At 37.6% G+C, this 16,244-nt stretch carries 15 protein-coding genes; 5 read left to right on the forward strand and 10 right to left on the reverse strand.

The window, feature by feature from the left end; translation table 11 throughout:
- Positions 1-50 precede the first annotated feature (50 nt).
- The 3 genes from AC1DDK_RS11915 to AC1DDK_RS11925 all read right to left on the reverse strand — a co-directional run bounded on the left by AC1DDK_RS11915 (position 51) and on the right by AC1DDK_RS11925 (position 2,239).
- Positions 51-230, reverse strand: coding sequence for a hypothetical protein (locus AC1DDK_RS11915; RefSeq protein WP_337716529.1), 180 nt, complete (start codon positions 228-230; stop codon positions 51-53).
- Between the two features lie 175 nt (positions 231-405).
- Positions 406-1,512, reverse strand: a complete 1,107-nt coding sequence (locus tag AC1DDK_RS11920) for a C1 family peptidase (protein ID WP_288878933.1) — start codon at positions 1,510-1,512, stop codon at positions 406-408.
- Positions 1,513-1,630: 118 nt separating this feature from the next.
- Positions 1,631-2,239 carry an outer membrane beta-barrel protein gene (locus AC1DDK_RS11925; RefSeq protein ID WP_172659702.1) on the reverse strand — a complete coding sequence of 203 codons (609 nt, stop codon included), beginning with the start codon at positions 2,237-2,239 and terminating at the stop codon, positions 1,631-1,633.
- A gap of 385 nt (positions 2,240-2,624) precedes the next feature.
- On the opposite strand from AC1DDK_RS11925, the gene AC1DDK_RS11930 reads away from it, so the two are divergent.
- On the forward strand, positions 2,625-4,088 hold the full coding sequence (locus AC1DDK_RS11930) for a glycoside hydrolase family 130 protein (RefSeq protein WP_172659703.1): 1,464 nt from the start codon (positions 2,625-2,627) through the stop codon (positions 4,086-4,088).
- Positions 4,089-4,098: 10 nt separating this feature from the next.
- Here the strand turns inward: AC1DDK_RS11930 and AC1DDK_RS11935 are convergent, their stop codons facing one another.
- From AC1DDK_RS11935 to clpB, 3 genes are all read right to left on the reverse strand, one after another.
- Positions 4,099-5,100 carry a glycosyltransferase family 4 protein gene (locus tag AC1DDK_RS11935; protein WP_477633924.1) on the reverse strand — a complete coding sequence of 334 codons (1,002 nt, stop codon included), beginning with the start codon at positions 5,098-5,100 and terminating at the stop codon, positions 4,099-4,101.
- Positions 5,101-5,103: 3 nt separating this feature from the next.
- The gene (locus tag AC1DDK_RS11940) at positions 5,104-7,386 is read right to left on the reverse strand and encodes a glycosyltransferase family 4 protein (RefSeq protein ID WP_172659705.1); all 2,283 of its coding nucleotides are present in this window, start codon (positions 7,384-7,386) and stop codon (positions 5,104-5,106) included.
- A gap of 251 nt (positions 7,387-7,637) precedes the next feature.
- Entirely contained in the window at positions 7,638-10,232 is a 2,595-nt protein-coding gene (gene clpB, locus AC1DDK_RS11945) for an ATP-dependent chaperone ClpB (RefSeq protein WP_288878937.1), read from the reverse strand.
- 182 nt (positions 10,233-10,414) lie between these two features.
- Here clpB and AC1DDK_RS11950 point away from each other — a divergent pair, with 182 nt between their 5' ends.
- Genes AC1DDK_RS11950 through AC1DDK_RS11965 form a run of 4 tightly spaced genes read left to right on the forward strand, consistent with a single transcriptional unit; the run spans position 10,415 to position 13,455 of the window.
- On the forward strand, positions 10,415-10,759 hold the full coding sequence (locus AC1DDK_RS11950) for a DUF1801 domain-containing protein (RefSeq protein WP_172659707.1): 345 nt from the start codon (positions 10,415-10,417) through the stop codon (positions 10,757-10,759).
- Positions 10,760-11,974 (forward strand): MFS transporter, encoded by a 1,215-nt coding sequence (locus AC1DDK_RS11955; RefSeq protein ID WP_172659708.1) that lies wholly within the window; start codon positions 10,760-10,762, stop codon positions 11,972-11,974.
- Between the two features lie 56 nt (positions 11,975-12,030).
- Positions 12,031-12,333: an ArsR/SmtB family transcription factor gene (locus AC1DDK_RS11960; RefSeq protein WP_288878939.1), complete on the forward strand. Its 303-nt coding sequence runs from the start codon at positions 12,031-12,033 to the stop codon at positions 12,331-12,333.
- A gap of 21 nt (positions 12,334-12,354) precedes the next feature.
- A complete protein-coding gene (locus tag AC1DDK_RS11965; protein WP_288878940.1) occupies positions 12,355-13,455 on the forward strand; it encodes an NADH:flavin oxidoreductase in 1,101 nt (366 codons plus the stop codon).
- 160 nt (positions 13,456-13,615) lie between these two features.
- On the opposite strand, the gene AC1DDK_RS11970 is transcribed toward AC1DDK_RS11965, so the two are convergent.
- The 4 genes from AC1DDK_RS11970 to pyrE form a co-directional block, all read right to left on the reverse strand.
- The gene (locus AC1DDK_RS11970) at positions 13,616-14,461 is read right to left on the reverse strand and encodes a universal stress protein (RefSeq protein WP_337716530.1); all 846 of its coding nucleotides are present in this window, start codon (positions 14,459-14,461) and stop codon (positions 13,616-13,618) included.
- Positions 14,462-14,472: 11 nt separating this feature from the next.
- Positions 14,473-14,910, reverse strand: a complete 438-nt coding sequence (locus AC1DDK_RS11975) for a MarR family winged helix-turn-helix transcriptional regulator (protein WP_172659711.1) — start codon at positions 14,908-14,910, stop codon at positions 14,473-14,475.
- Positions 14,911-15,090: 180 nt separating this feature from the next.
- The gene (locus AC1DDK_RS11980) at positions 15,091-15,489 is read right to left on the reverse strand and encodes an SRPBCC family protein (RefSeq protein ID WP_172659712.1); all 399 of its coding nucleotides are present in this window, start codon (positions 15,487-15,489) and stop codon (positions 15,091-15,093) included.
- 7 nt (positions 15,490-15,496) lie between these two features.
- Positions 15,497-16,156, reverse strand: coding sequence for an orotate phosphoribosyltransferase (gene pyrE / locus AC1DDK_RS11985; protein WP_048906744.1), 660 nt, complete (start codon positions 16,154-16,156; stop codon positions 15,497-15,499).
- Positions 16,157-16,244: the final 88 nt, after the last annotated feature.

Consider the following 16,244-nt stretch of genomic DNA (forward strand, 5'->3'; position numbering starts at 1 on the left):
TTAAAAAGTACTTTGAATACAGAATCATTGAAGGTATCGTCTAAAGTTCGTTAACTTAGTTTTTCATTATCCAAGATACCATACAACAGAAGATAGAATAGCTTATTACCATGAAGAACCTTCGCGTAATGATCGATCTTGGTAGTGAGGGATAAATTTGATATCAGCGCCTCAGGAATGTACCCTAATAGATGTTTTGCACTGATAGCATGATCTTTAAATTTTGCCATATCTTATTGATTATCAGCAATTAAGATACTAATTTAAATCCACAAAAACAAGAATAAACAACTGATTGTCAAGTGTTTACGAAAATAAAACAAACTCTTTTACGCAAAAAAGTCGGAAGAAAAATCTTCCGACCATGACTGGGCATCAGCCCCCTTTTTATTTAATGAATTGAATTTATTTTATACCTAGTTTGTTCTTTAATTCCTTTGAAAGCGCCGCTTTAGGTACTACAAGACTTACTGTATTAATCGCAAAATAAGGTTCAGATACTTCTATGTAACCTTTAAAAGGCCCAACATCTCCCCATGAGTTTTTTACCTTAAAGAACAGTTTCCCGTTTGCTGATTGCTCAAGACCAATTAAATGCATCAGGTGATCATCCTGAGTGGTTAAGTTCTCGTATAATTGCTGACGCAGTTCCGGTGTATATGCTATTTCTTTCATATCAGGGTTTAAATCAGCTTGTTTCGCATCCACTGTATCAGCGAATAACATAGCATATCCTTTTTTCTGTTGAAAGTTTCTGCTGCTCACATCGGCATCCCACATAATGGTATATCCATTTTTTACTGCAGTAGTTGTCATGGTTACCATTTCTGCCAGTGGAAGGTTGTAAAATGACCCGTTTGCAAAATTGTCTGGTGCTTCCAGAATAAATTGGGTATAGTAAGGATGGTGAGTAAAAGAAGTGATGTTTATATAATCGTTAGCGTCAAATTTTAGCACCTCTTTAGCAAAGGTTTGTGCAGTGTAGCTTTTGCCTTTGTAGTCAAAATTAGCTGGTGGAACCCCAATTTTCTGATCCAGAATTTGCTCATAACCCTTTAGCCAGTCATTATCTAGCGGACGTTTTTTAAGTACGCCGTCAAGATATGTTTTTAGTGCAGTTTCCAAGCCGGTGTGATCAGGTATTTCGCCGCTAACACCCTGGAAAGCTTCCTGAGGCATTGCACCATAAAGAGATATGGAGCGTACTAAATCATGCCCAAGACCACCCTCTCCAAACTGCGCTTTTCCCTGGCGGAGAATGTAATTCTTAGCTTTTTCTATGTACACATTACGTGCAGTAAACATTTCTGATAGATCCAGTTCCCCTAAACCTTTGCGTAACCCTTCAGATTCAATCAGGGAAGTTGTAGAGTAATTCCAGCAGGTGCCAGACTGACCTTGGTTTTTAACCGAAGTTGCCGCATTTTCTTTTACGGGTTTTAACGCACTATTCTGTGCGTGTGCGGATAAAATAAATCCGAACCCGATTGCAAATAATATAGTTTTTTTCATTTTGTTAAGCTAGTTTTCCAAAAATAGTAAACCATTACGAGTTTTAATAAAAAAACTGGTCATAAAAAAAGCCCTCGCTAATGCGAAGGGCTCTTTATCTAACCAAATGTAAAGTCTATTAAAAGTGGAATTGGATACCTAATTTAGGTTGGAAAAAGTTAGCTCCAAAGCTGAATGAATCAGAACCAGCTCCTTTTACTTTATCGCCGTCACCGTTTTCAACACGATAGTTGTTGTAGCTTAATCCGTTAACTGCAAACTCGATACCGATTTTTTTAGTTGGAAAGAAAGCAAAACCTGGCGATAATGCAACACCAATTTCTGTAGTAGAACCAACTTTCTCACCTACTTTACCAGCTGCATCTACAGCTTTAGCAGTTCCGAATTCCATTGGTACAGATAACTGACCGAAGAATTTGAATGACTCAGATAAGTTAGCATAGTAACGACCAAAAGGACTAACTACAAAAGCTTGTTTTTCGAACTCACTAACTTGTTTGTCGTAGCTATAACCAACGCCAGTACCAATTGCAATGTTATCGCTTACAAAGTAACCTACGCTTGGCACAATCGCAAAACTTGTATTTGATTTAGCACCATCTGCATCAGATTTCTTTGTGTCAAATGCTACGTTACCACCAACAATAATTTTTCCTTTTTCAGTTTGTGCTTGAGTAGTAAATGCTAATGCAGAAACTGCAACTAATGATAATAATAATTTTTTCATTTTCTTATTTTTTAATTTATAATCTGGTCATTCGCTAGTTTTTATATTCTGACCATTTACGTTATATAGTCAACAGGTGTGCCAAACATAATATGCCTTATTTTGCTGGAATCGTATTTTTTTGTAACTCGCTAATTGATAGTGAAATAAAATTAATGATGGATTTCAATATTATTTTAGGGTGACAATTAACTATTAATTGTMATTTAATTAACATGTAAATATATAGTCAATTTKACTATTATTGTATAATTGTCAGTAATTATAAGGGCATTCTGGCAGAATTTGCATCAGTTTTTTTTAAATGTGCCAAACCATAATGGCGCTTTCGTTAAAAAAAATTATATTCATAAAATCATTGTACCTACTAAAGTGTTATAACACTATGAGATTATTAATAGAACGAAAGCCTATAAAAGTATACCCGGATCCAAAACGTGTAATTGCACGATTCTTTTTTAATGGTGATGAACGAGCAATAGAAGTTATCAAAAAGGTAATGGAGCTTACTGAAACTGAAGTTTTTGATATTATATCACCCTTGCTTCAGGAGTATTCTAAGAGACATAGAAGTATTACCAAAATTCTAAACAGGCATTGTAAAAAGGTAAAAGACTGTATCGAGAGCGCTGGCTTCGATTACGAGGAACTTGATAAATACCACAAGCTACTCATTGGTTCCTATTTTACTCATGAATATTCTATAGAGTCTGCAGCTTTTTTTAATCCATCAGTAATTGAAGATCCTGATCAGTCTGATTTGGTAGAAGGTGAAAAAAGAGTGATTATTAGTTTTAGGGCTGTAGGGGAGGGACATATTTCCTCTGTGGTATTTAGACGAGCACTCATTGATCGCAATCACGACATTACTGTGATTCCGGCAGGAAACTATATTGATGAGGCAGAAGTGGTAAAAAATGCCATCTATAATAAAAAGCTTTTTCTTAAAAAAGCAGCCGATTCCAAAATAGATCTTGAAGTGTTGGATGAGGTAGGTTTAAAACTAGAGGATAAGTTTGATTATGCTACACTGCGCAGGATTATTCTGGATTCTAAAAGCCTGCAGGAAACCGACTTAAAAAAACTGGAATATGATAAGGTGCTTTGGCTGTCTGATACCTATCATGAGATTAGTTTTTCAAGAGATACTGATATTTCTGATCGTGTAATTTTCCCGATTTCTGAATTTGAACGTAAAGGCATAGAAGATGCAAGGTTTGTTCGCTTTGTTAAGGACGATGGCACAGTAATATATTACGCAACCTATACTGCATTTGATGGGGCTATGATTATGCCTAAGCTGCTGCAAACTACAGATTTTTACGATTTTAAAATCAGCCCGTTGCACGGAATAGGTGCACAGAATAAAAACCTTGCCTTGTTTCCAAGAAAGATCAATGGTAAATATGCCATGATGTCGCGTATTGATGGTTGCAATAACTATTTAATGTATTCTGACAGACTCACCGTTTGGGATAACCCGGTTAAGCTTCAGGAACCTAAATTCTCCTGGGAATTTATACAGATAGGGAATTGCGGCTCCCCAATTGAGACTGAGGCAGGGTGGTTAGTCATTACACATGGTGTTGGTCCGATGCGGAGGTATTGCTTAGGGGCAAGTCTTTTCGATTTAGACGATCCATCTATAGAAATTGGAAGACTGAAAGAACCGTTGGTAATTCCTAATAATGATGAGCGCGAGGGCTATGTGCCCAATGTACTTTATTCGTGCGGTTCTATCATCCATAATGGAGAGCTGATCATTCCTTATGGTTTGTCCGACTATTGTTCTTCATTTGCAGGCGTCAAAATAGATATATTACTCGAAAAACTTAAGGGCTCTAAATAATAGTAAAGAGCTATAAAATCTGATGGTAAAGGCTGATGTAATCGGCCACCATCTTTTCCTGAGAAAAGTTTTCGAACGCCCATTTATGGCATTTTGAGCGATCAATGATGGATAATTCTGAAACAGCTTCAATTGCTTCATCAACATTTTTCACCAAAAACCCTGTTTCCCGATCTTTTATCAATTCAGGCATTGCCCCTCTATGAAAAGCAATAACTGGCGTTCCACAAAGCATTGCCTCTGCAACACTTAAACCAAAAGGTTCTTCAAAGCTAATTGGATGCAGAAGTGCATATGCTTTCCGCAACAAATTATTTCTTTTTTCCGGACCGGCCGAGCCAATAAATTTAATATCATCGCTTAAAAAAGGTTCAACTTTTTCCTTGTAATAATTCTGGTCTTGTATAATGCCTGCAATAATTAACCTGCGCTTTGTTTTTATTGCAATTTGTATAGCTTCAAAGAGTCCTTTGTCAGAATGGATTCGTMCGAAAAACAATAAGTAATCATCTGGATTGGCATTGAAATCAAAATTATCAGTTTGAATGCCATTGTATACGGTAGCCAGGTATTTTAAAGAAGCATGCCTGTTGGCGTTGCTTATAGAAACATAGTGACCAGAAGCATTGTACTTTTGATATACAGACAAGATCTTCTCCGAAGAGAAGCCATGAATAGTCGTAATTAAAGGTATTTTTATGAGCCCTGAATAGGTAAGGGGCAAAAAATCAAAATGATTATGAATAAGATCAAACTGATCGGCCTTTTCCATAAGGTTACTGATATGCAGGCACTCGGTAACCTTAGCATCTAAGGTTTTATCTTCCTCATATCCTTCGTTAATTACAGCATCTAACTTAGCGGCAGTAATTGAGTCGGCAGTAGCAAACAAGGTTACTTCTATGCCGGATTTTACCAATCCTTCAGTTAAATTAGATGCCATTTGTTCCCATGGCCCGTAGTGCCTGGKCGGAGTCCTCCAGGCTACGGGTGCCAGAACCGCTATCCTCATAACTTAAAAAGTTTGTTTTTGAGCTGCAGTAAGGTCGCTACTTTGAATAAATTCGTATTCCGATTCCAAAGCCTTAAGAACAATAAGATGCGAAATCCAATACGCTAACGTACTTTCTGCACCTTGATTCCTGTTTACCCCATAAGTTTGTAACCCATCTGCACAACCCTTGGTTTCATAATCATACAATGGAATATGTAAGGAGTTTTCTCCTAAAAACCACTGGTAACTTAAGTACATCTGTTTAATATAGGTTAAGTCTCGGGTAATCTCGTACGCTTTAAAATATACCATTACCATTCCCATAGTTTCGATGGCCTGCTGATCATATATGGCCATTTCTCCGCCATCCTTATAAAGCCAGCCATCGTTCCCAACCGGATTTAAATAACCTTTTATCAGCGTTTTTTGAGTCAGATATTCCAAGCTTTCAAAAGCAATTTCCCTTGATTCAGGATCTTTGCTGATCTCGTAATGATACATCAAGGCAAGTGGAAGTATGGCATTATCGTAGGTTAATTTGTTCTCAAACCAATTCCAGTGACCTTCCTTATTGGCACGGTAGGCAGCTTTCAAAGGTTCCGCAAGCTGATCTAACTGACTTTTAATGTGCTCATCATAAGGATGGGCATTTATAAAATGAGTTAAGCCAATCATCGTGTTGGCAATTCCTCTTAAATGCGTCAGATTCTTAAAATGAGGAATAGATTTCAGGAATAATTCTTTCGCAAATTCACGGTAGGAATTGTTAGGTGCATTGTTAATTAAATATCCTAAGGACCAAATTGTTCGCCCAAACGAATCTTCCGTACCAACCTCATCCAGATATTCTCTTTTGAAACTTAAAAAATTTCTGAAGTTTCCATCATCACATTGCATGTATTGAATGTAGCTCAAATAAATAGGCAATAAATCTAAAGCAGCCTTACTCTTGTTTTGCTGATAGGCCAGGATAGTTAATATTAAAGCCCTTGAGTTATCGTCTAAACAATACCCTTCCTTAAGATTTGGTATTCCATATTTGGCATGCTGCACAATTCCGGTATCATCCGTTAAACGTTGTATATGTGCCAGGCTAAAAGCAGGCATCATGTCTGGGTCTATAATAGGTTTGTTACCAGTTTCTTTCTCTGAAAGGAATTTAGAAATGGCTTCTGTCAGCACATCAACAAAAACTTCCCCCGTCGTAGGCCAGCGTAGATGTAAGCCGTATTCATATGCATTAGCCCTTAACTGATTGAGTTTTTCATCACTTTCAAATAATTCATTTACAATTTCTGCAAGGCCATCGGTATCTTTAAAGTCGAATAATCTGCCACGATGATCAGCAAGTAATTCCTGTGCATGCCAGTAAGGAGTTGATAGTACAGCTGTACCTGCTCCAACAGCATATGAAAGTGTTCCGCTGGTAATTTGTGCTTCATTTAAATAGGGCGTAATGTACATGTCGCAGGCCGTCAGATAGTCGAACAGCTCTTCTTCTGATACAAATTTGTTAATGAAGGTAAGGTTGTCTTCAACATTAAGCTTTCTCGCCAGTTTTTTTAGCCCATCACGATATTCTTCTCCAGAGTTACGTATCACGCCAGGATGGGTTGTCCCTAAAATAACATACATCACATCCGGATTTTTAGCTACTATTTTTGGTAGTGCTTCAATAACCGTTTCCAAACCTTTATTTCTGCTGATCAAGCCGAAAGTGAATAGGACCTTTTTGTTTTTAAATGCCAGGGTGTTTTTTACAGGATTAACATCTTTAGGTTCCAAATCAGGAACACCATGCTCAATTAATTGAATTTTATCAAAAGGAATTCCGTAAATGCTGGTTAAAAAGCCTACAGCTCTATGGCTCATTACTATAATTCTGGAAGAGTGTTTTGCGATCTCGCGCAAAACAGTAAGCTGCATATAATTAGGGTCTTTTAATATGGTGTGGAAAATAGTGATAAGTGGTTTTTGAAGCCTTGCGATGAGTGGCAGAATATAAACTCCACTTTCTCCGCCATAAATGCCATATTCATGCTCTAAAATACAAACGTCAGCAATACTGGTGTTTATGTAATCAGCGGCACGGATATAATCTTTCTGGTTTTCTTGTCTTATTACATATTTAACCTCTTTAGGGTATTCATATTCATCTAAAGAATCTGAATCATTCATCGCTACCACGAAACTGTCTTCCGATACTGTTTTTTTATTGGAGCCGATCGCTTTAAGTAGATTGTTGTTGAAAGTGGCAATACCACATTCACGGGGTGGATAGGAAGATATATAAGCAATTTTCATAATTACACAAGAGTTGTTGCTTGTATAACAATAGTTAGACGGGAATGTTCTGTTGTTTTTTTATTTTATTTAGGAAAATAACATAAATGTTAGACAAAATTCATGAGGGATAAATGAATTGTTTAACTTTTTTAAGAAAAATAATAAAGTTGAGCGGTTATAAAAGAAAAAGAGTGAGATTATTATTTTAATCTCACTCTCTTTTTTTAAAAACGATCGCCTTAATAACAATTCGTTTTCTTGCTAAACTTTTATTTGTTGTTTAAAAAAACAAACTTGTGGTCAAACATATCCAGTTTAATTTTACTGTCTTTATCAATCTTTCCAGCAAGAATCTCTTTTGACAATTCATTTAATATACGTTTCTGAATTACTCGTTTTAACGGACGTGCACCAAACTGAGGATCATATCCTAATTCCGAAAGCCAATCCAATGCCTCAGGCGTTGCCTCTATCTCGATTCCCATTTCAGCAAGCGTATCTTGTACACGTTTAAACTGTAAGGTAACAATGTCTCTAAGTTCATTCCGGTTGAGCGGTGTGAACATGATCAGCTCATCTATACGGTTCAAAAACTCTGGCCTTATTGTTTGTTTTAGTAACTCAAACAACTCGCTTTTAGTTTTAGCAATCACCTCATCACGGTTCTCATCATTAAGATTTTTAAAGTTATCCTGTATTAAATGAGATCCAATGTTGGAAGTCATAATAATAATGGTGTTTTTAAAGTTCACTACACGGCCTTTATTATCAGTTAGCCTTCCATCATCCAATACTTGCAGTAGTATATTAAACACGTCAGGATGCGCTTTTTCAATCTCATCCAACAACACTACCGAATATGGTTTTCTACGTACAGCTTCAGTTAGCTGACCGCCTTCATCATATCCTACATATCCCGGCGGCGCTCCAATTAAGCGTGAAACTGCATGGCGCTCCTGATATTCACTCATATCTATCCTGGTCATGGCATTTTCATCGTTAAACAGAAACTCTGCCAACGCTTTGGCTAGTTCCGTTTTACCAACACCGGTTGTTCCAAGGAATATGAACGATCCAATTGGTTTGCGTTTATCTTGTAAACCGGCTCTTGAACGACGAATCGCATCAGATATAGCCTCAATAGCCTCGTCTTGTCCTGCAACACGTTTATGCAGCTCGTTTTCAAGATTCAGTAACTTATCTCGCTCACTTGAAATTAATTTAGTAACCGGAATGCCAGTCCACCTACCCACAACGCCTGCAATATCATCGGCAGTTACCTCTTCTTTGAGCATTCTGCTTTCGCTTTGCATACTTTCCAATTGAGATTTTAACTTTTCAACGTTATCCTGCGATTCTTTTATTTTACCGTAACGGATTTCAGCTACTTTGCCATAATCGCCTGCACGCTCTGCCTGATCTGCTTCCAGTTTATAATTCTCTATCTGTTCCAGTTCATTGTTAATATTGTCGACCAGATCTTTCTCGCCTTGCCATTTTGCTTTTATCTCGTCACGTTCGGCCGACATATTGGCAATTTCTTCACCTAGAGTTTTAACTTTTTTACTGTCATTCTCTCTTTTAATCGCCTCACGCTCTATTTCTAGCTGCATGATCTTTCTGTTCAACTCATCAACCTCCTCTGGTACACTATCCATTTCCAAACGTAATTTGGAGGCAGCTTCGTCCATTAAGTCGATGGCTTTATCTGGTAAAAACCGATCAGAAATATAACGTTGTGATAATTCTACTGCCGCAATAATGGCCTCATCTTTAATCCTTACCTTGTGGTGGGTTTCATACCTTTCCTTTAATCCACGAAGAATAGAAATTGCATCCTGGGTATCGGGCTCATCAACCATTACCTTTTGGAAACGGCGCTCAAGTGCCTTATCCTTTTCTAGATATTTTTGATATTCGTCTAACGTAGTTGCACCAATTGCACGTAACTCCCCACGGGCAAGCGCAGGCTTAAGGATGTTTGCTGCATCCATAGCACCTTCGCCACCACCTGCACCAACCAGGGTATGGATCTCATCTATGAATAGAATGATATCGCCATCACTGTGTGTTACCTCTTTAACTACTGCTTTTAAGCGTTCCTCGAATTCACCTTTATACTTCGCTCCGGCAATTAATGCGCCCATATCAAGCGAGTAAACGGTTTTTGTTTTCAGGTTTGTTGGCACATCGCCTTTAATAATCCTGAAAGCGATACCCTCAGCAATAGCGGTTTTACCTACACCTGGCTCACCAATCAATATCGGATTGTTCTTGGTACGTCTGGAAAGGATCTGGATTACCCTCCGGATCTCTTCATCTCTACCAATAACCGGATCCAGCTTGCCTGATTCAGCATATTCATTAAGGTTACGTGCATATTTATTAAGTGCATTATATGTTGCTTCGGCATTCTGATCGGTAACATGATTGTCGCCCCTTAAAGAAATGATTGCTTTTTTAAGGTCTTTTTCATTTACACCCTGATCTTTTAAAAGTTTTGAAGTATTGTCGTTAACAGATAGAATGCCTAACAAAAGATGTTCTACAGAAACAAATTCGTCTTTAAATTCTTTAAGGTATGATTGTGCTTTTTGCAAAGCAGAGTTGGTTCCTGATGTTAAATACGGATTACTACCACTAACTTTAGGAAATTTCTCGATCTGAGCATCTAGCTGCTGACCAAGAACATTAAGATTTACATTTAATTTTTTTAAAACGTACGAAACTACGTTTTCATCAACAGTGAGCAAACCCTTTAATAGGTGTGCTGTTTCAATAGCCTGTTGCTGATTGCCCTGGGCTATTTCAGAAGCCTGTTGAATTGCTTCCTGGGCTTTTATAGTAAAGTTGTTGAAGTTCATGTCAGCAATTAAACAAAGCAAATGCCATCTTGGTTTTTAGTTATTAATCGGAAATTTTGTCGGTTCTTTTTATTTAAAACTGCATAATTGTCTGATAAATAGTGGTTTATGATGAAAAAATGTCTGAACATAAGATTTCTGATTTAATTTTACGTCCTTTGTAATATCTACCTTTTTCTAAAATGCTTACTCCACTTGACAATTTTTATTTGCAAAAAGAAGAGCCTGTAAGGGGTTGTTTACTTGCGTTAAAAGATTATCTATTGGCCTTTGATGAAAATATTACCCCTGAATGGAAATATAAACTGCCATTTTTTTACTATAAAGGAAAAATGTTTTGTTATTTATGGATTCATAAAAAATACCTTAAACCTTATATAGGTATTGTAGAAAGCAAGCATATAGATCATCCTGATCTGATTATTGAAAAGAGGGCCAGAATGAAAATAATGTTGATAGATCCTAATGAGGATTTACCGATTGAAACGATGAACGATATATTAAAACAAGCGCTTGCCCGCTATTAAATGAAGGAATTTATACGATTATACTTAGATGCTTACCGCGGATTATCTACCCCGGCATGGATGCTTGCCCTTGTTATGCTTATAAACAGGAGTGGGGCAATGGTTATTCCTTTTTTAGGAGTTTACATGATCAATCACCTTCATTTCTCTTTAGAAGATACCGGTATGGTGTTAAGTTGCTTTGGGCTGGGAGCTGTTTCCGGAAACTTTTTAGGTGGCTGGCTTACCGATAAAGCCGGACATTTTAAAGTTCAGCTGGTTAGCTTAATTTTAACTGTGCCTATGTTTTTCCTGCTACCACAGTTAGATACTGTGGTTAAGCTTGCTGCAGGTGTTTTCACTTTAAGCCTTGTTTCTGAAACATTCAGACCTGCCAACTCTGTGTCTATTGCTTACTATTCAAAACCAGATAATATCATCAGGTCATTTTCACTAAACAGGATGGCTATGAACCTTGGGTTTTCAATTGGCCCTGCCTTAGGTGGTTTTTTAGCTGCCATATCTTACGCGTTTTTATTTTATGGCAATGCAATAGCAGCCCTTTTGTCGGCCACACTTTTTTTCATCTATTTCCGCAATCGTAAAGGCAACGAGAAGAAGAAAGACGAAGTGGTAGAAGAAGAGGGAAACCAAGCCAATTTGTCGCCCTATAAGGATGTACCGTTTATGCTTTTCAGTGTACTTTCCTGCATTTTTGCCATTTGCTTTTTACAGTTGTTAAGTACACTCCCTTTGTATTACAGAAATGTTTACAAAATGACAGAGGCAGAGATAGGAATAATACTTGCCTTTAGCGGACTAGTTGTGTTTTCACTAGAGATGCTGGTAGTTCATATTGCCGAAAAGAGATTTACTGCCCGAACTGTAATTGTAGCGGGTACTGTATTGTGTGCCTTATCATTCCTGGTTTTGAATCTTGCTAAGGGTATTCCGGTACTTTACCTTTCTATGTTTATAATATGCCTGGCAGAGATCCTGGCTATGCCCTTTATGGCAACGGTTACGCTTCAAAGATCGTCATTAAAAAAGAGAGGTGCATACATGGGTATTAATGCTCTATCCTTTTCTGTAGCTCATATATTTTCTCCTCTGGTAGGTACAAGAGTTGCTGCCCAATTTGGATTCGAAACTTTATGGTGGGGTACGGTAGCTGCATTAACCCTTGCTTCGATAGGTTTCTTCTTTGTAATGAAACAAATGAAGTTATCAGCATAATGTCATTCTTTTTTAGTTAATAGGAATATCGGGAAAAGTCGATATATCTTTGTGCTATGGATCAGTTAGAGATTTTTAAAGCACTATCAAATAAAACACGACTGCAGATTTTGCAGTGGCTGAAAGAGCCGGAAAAACACTTTCCGCCGCAAGAGCATGCCGCGTTTGATGAGGTAGGGGTTTGTGTGGGGCAAATACAACAAAAGGCAGGTTTAACCCAGTCTACCGTTTCAGAATACCTATCTATACTCCAAAAATCAGGACTGCTGGAATCAACCAGGCTTGGGCAATGGACTTATTACAAGCGTAATGAGGAAGCCTTTGCTGCACTAAGCAATATCATTAAATCAGCAATATAGCATTTATTAAAATACAATTATATGAGTACAGAAACTTTGTTCAGACCATTTAGTTTGAAATCATTAAATATAAAAAACAGAATCGTGATGGCACCGATGACACGTTCATTTTCGCCAGCAGGAGTACCAACGGCCGATGTTGCCGCATACTATTCAAGAAGGGCAGCCGGAGAAGTAGGCCTAATCCTTTCAGAAGGAACGGTTATTGATCGCGTTTCATCATCAAATGATGCCAATATTCCACATTTTTATGGCGATGCAGCTTTAGCAGGATGGAAAGAAGTTGTCAATAGTGTTCACCATTCTGGTGGAAGCATGGGGCCGCAAATATGGCATATGGGCATAATGGATAACCATCATTCAGGATGGGTTCCTTCGGCACCTTTTGAAGGGCCATCTGATCTAAACAGACCTGGATTTTCGAACGGTGTAGCCATGACTCAGGATGATATTGAAGCGGCCATTAAAGCCTATGGCAGTGCTGCGGCAGATGCTAAAAGATTAGGTTTTGATTGTGTCGAGCTTCATGGTGCTCATGGTTATTTAATTGATCAGTTTTTCTGGGAAGGTACTAATAACCGTACCGATAGTTATGGCGGTAAAACACTGAACGAACGTACTAAATTTGCTGTAGAAGTAGTAAAAGAAGTGAGAAGACAAGTAGGTGAAGATTTTACGATAATCCTGAGGTTATCACAATGGAAACCATCTGATTATACTTTACAAATGGCTAAAACACCACAGGAGATGGAACAATGGCTGCAACCGTTAGTTGATGCCGGAGTAGATATTTTTCACTGTTCACAGCGCCGTTTCTGGGAGCCTGAATTTGAAGATTCTGATCTTAACTTTGCAGGCTGGGCTAAAAAAATTACCGGAAAAGCAACCATTACCGTGGGGTCTGTTGGTTTATCAGGCGAATTCCTTGCGGCATTTAAAGGCGAAAGCTCTGAGCCAAGTTCATTAGAAGAATTGCTAAGAAGAATGGATAGGGGAGATTTTGATTTAGTTGCTGTGGGCAGGCCATTACTTGCTGATGCTAAATGGGTTCAGAAAATCCGTGATGAGCGTACTGCTGAGTTAAAAGGGTTTTCTAGAGAGGCATTAATGCAGTTATTGTAAGGCTATTCTGCTTAATTGAGTATACCTGTGCTTATGCCAAATCCTCACATAGTTCACACATTCTGCATACATTCTACACAAAAAGGTACCTGTTTGTGGGTTTTGTGTGAAGGAGGTGTGAATAATATGTGAAGAACCACCAATCCTGTGAAGAACTTCACTATTTTAAAATCAATACGGGCTTATTTGCATCAGTAGATAAGCCCTCTGTAATGCTATTGTGGGTTAAACTGTATAGGAAACTATGGACTCCTGGCAATGCAATGATCATTTGTTGCTTATGCTGATCGGCAAAAGTAAGCACTCCATTTAATATGTCTTTATCAGTTGAATATTGTAACTCGTAATCATAACCTTGTAGAATTTCGCTTAGCATCCCTTTTATTTCCAACTCAGGATGTTCAGGAAGTAAATGTTTATTAGCGGGATCAACATTCAGTAAGGTGAGTTTTGGATGAGGCCAATGTTTAATACTATGTAGTCGCTGTAATAAACTTACATGATTTAGTGTTTTGAAATCGCAGGCAACAAGCGCATTTTTTACAGGTTCATATGTTGCCTTTGGTGGAACGATGAATACTGGTATAGGGCTTACTTTAGCTATTTCAATCATGCTATTTCCAATATTGCTTATTTCGCCATCATGATTATTGCTACCTAAAAACAATGCGTCAGGATTTTCCTGTTCTATTATTTCAATTATACCACGTAATAAAGGTGCTTCCGTTAAAGCAACTTTAATGGAAATATCTTGGTTTAGTTTTTTTTGTATCTGAGACCTTAATTTTTCAAGCTTTCCTTGTAGTAAATCCTTTTGTTTAAGGATATCATCCTCATTAAGCTGCACAAAATCTGCAGATGGATAGATCTGCTCGAATAACGTGATGTAAAAATTTGCAAAAAGGATAATCTGGCTAAGATTCTGATTGTTACTAAGGCCTACGGCATAATTGACTGCATTGTTAGAAGGTTCTGAAAAATCAACGGGTATCAGTATCGTTTTCATGATGAATAAATTTATTGAATGTTTTTAGTTAGTTGCTTAATTAATAGGGTAGATGCAATAATATCTTCCTCTGTAAGGTCTATTGATGCAGCTGTATACATCTCCATTGCCCATGGAAGTAGTTTTTCTTGAAGATCTTTTCCTTGTTTTGTTAAGTGGATGAGGTTGTTTCGCCTATCGTTTCCATCGGGCATTCTATTAACCAGATCGCGCTTAACCAGGTTGTCCAATAAATAAGTCATGCTGGCTTTTTCTTTGATAATGCGATCAGCTATTTCCTGTTGATTTATGCCATCCTTTTCCCATAAACACATTAGTACTTCGAGCATTTCGTAAGTAATATTTAGCTGGTTTTCTTTAATTCTGGCCTGAATAAACTGGCGCGAACGGCTTCGCATTTCAATTACTGCACGACCAAGCTCAAGGGCTAGTGAGGCTTTGCTATTCATAAGTTTTATTTTGTTAGAATAAAGTTAAGGAATAGATAGTATAGTATTTAACTATTGTGTGTCATAATTTTGAAATTATATCGGGCGACACGGATGGGTAGAAGCAAAAAAAGCTGGCCATATGGCCAGCTTTCGGACGATTATTAAGGGTATACTACTCACAACAAGTGCAGGTATGTATTATTTTAATATTTCTGTTAATCTTTGAGTTTGATGATCAGCAAGATTTTGCAAAGGTTTCACAGCCAGCATTTTCATCATCATATTAAGATCTGCAGAGATAATATGTTTTGCAATAGTTCCGCCGTTACCGTTGTCAGCCACTGTCCATTTTAATTCAACATCAAAAGGAGGTTTTTCTGTTGGTATAGCAGTTAGTTCCTTGTTTTCTACGCGATCAGATATCTTGATTGCTAGTTTAGCCATGTTCTGGATGGTGAAGCTAGCTTCATCTGTTGTAGAAGACCAGTTGTAAATGTTTTCTGGCATTAATTGCTGATGGTTGTTCATATCAGCCAAAAATGAATATACCTTTTCAACCGGTAGGTTTAACTCTACGGAGCTTTCAATAACTGTCATTATAATTTTAAGTTAATTGTTCTAATTCTTTTCCCCAGTCGGCTGGGTTTCTACGCCATTTAGTAAGCAAATCAACATCATTTTGTGCAATGAAGCTGTGCTCAGCAGCATATTCTATTAGTGTATTGTAGTTAGAAAGGGTCGAGAAACGACATTTTGCTTCTTTGAAGTTTTCTTCGGCCTGATCAAAACCATAGGTAAAGATTGCAACTAATCCTGCTACAGAAAGGCCTGCATTTCTTAAAGCATCAACAGCCTGAAGACTGCTTTTTCCTGTTGAAATTAAATCTTCTATAACAACAACACGTTGTCCTTCAACTATTTCTCCTTCAATTAAACTTCCGGTTCCATGCTCTTTTGCTTTCGATCTAACATAAGCGAAAGGCAAACCGAGCTCTTGAGCAACCAATGCACCTTGAGGTATACCAGCAGTGGCAACACCAGCTATTAAATCTACAGAACCATATTCTTCCTGTATTAATTGCGTAAGCTTTTGTCTGATATAAGTTCTAACAGAAGGATGGGAAAGTGTGATCCTATTGTCACAGTAAATAGGAGATTTCCAACCTGAAGCCCAGGTAAACGGGTTGTTAGGTTGTAATTTTATTGCTTTTATTTGTAATAAAAATTCAGCTACTTTTAATTCAATATCACTTTTATTATACATGTCTCAAAATTACGGAATTTCTGGCGTTTTGCTTGTAAGCGTAATAAACTTTTTATTTATCGCTTATTAGAAAAATGCTGAAAACTCT

It is taken from the genome of Pedobacter sp. 05T44 (genome assembly GCF_056395985.1).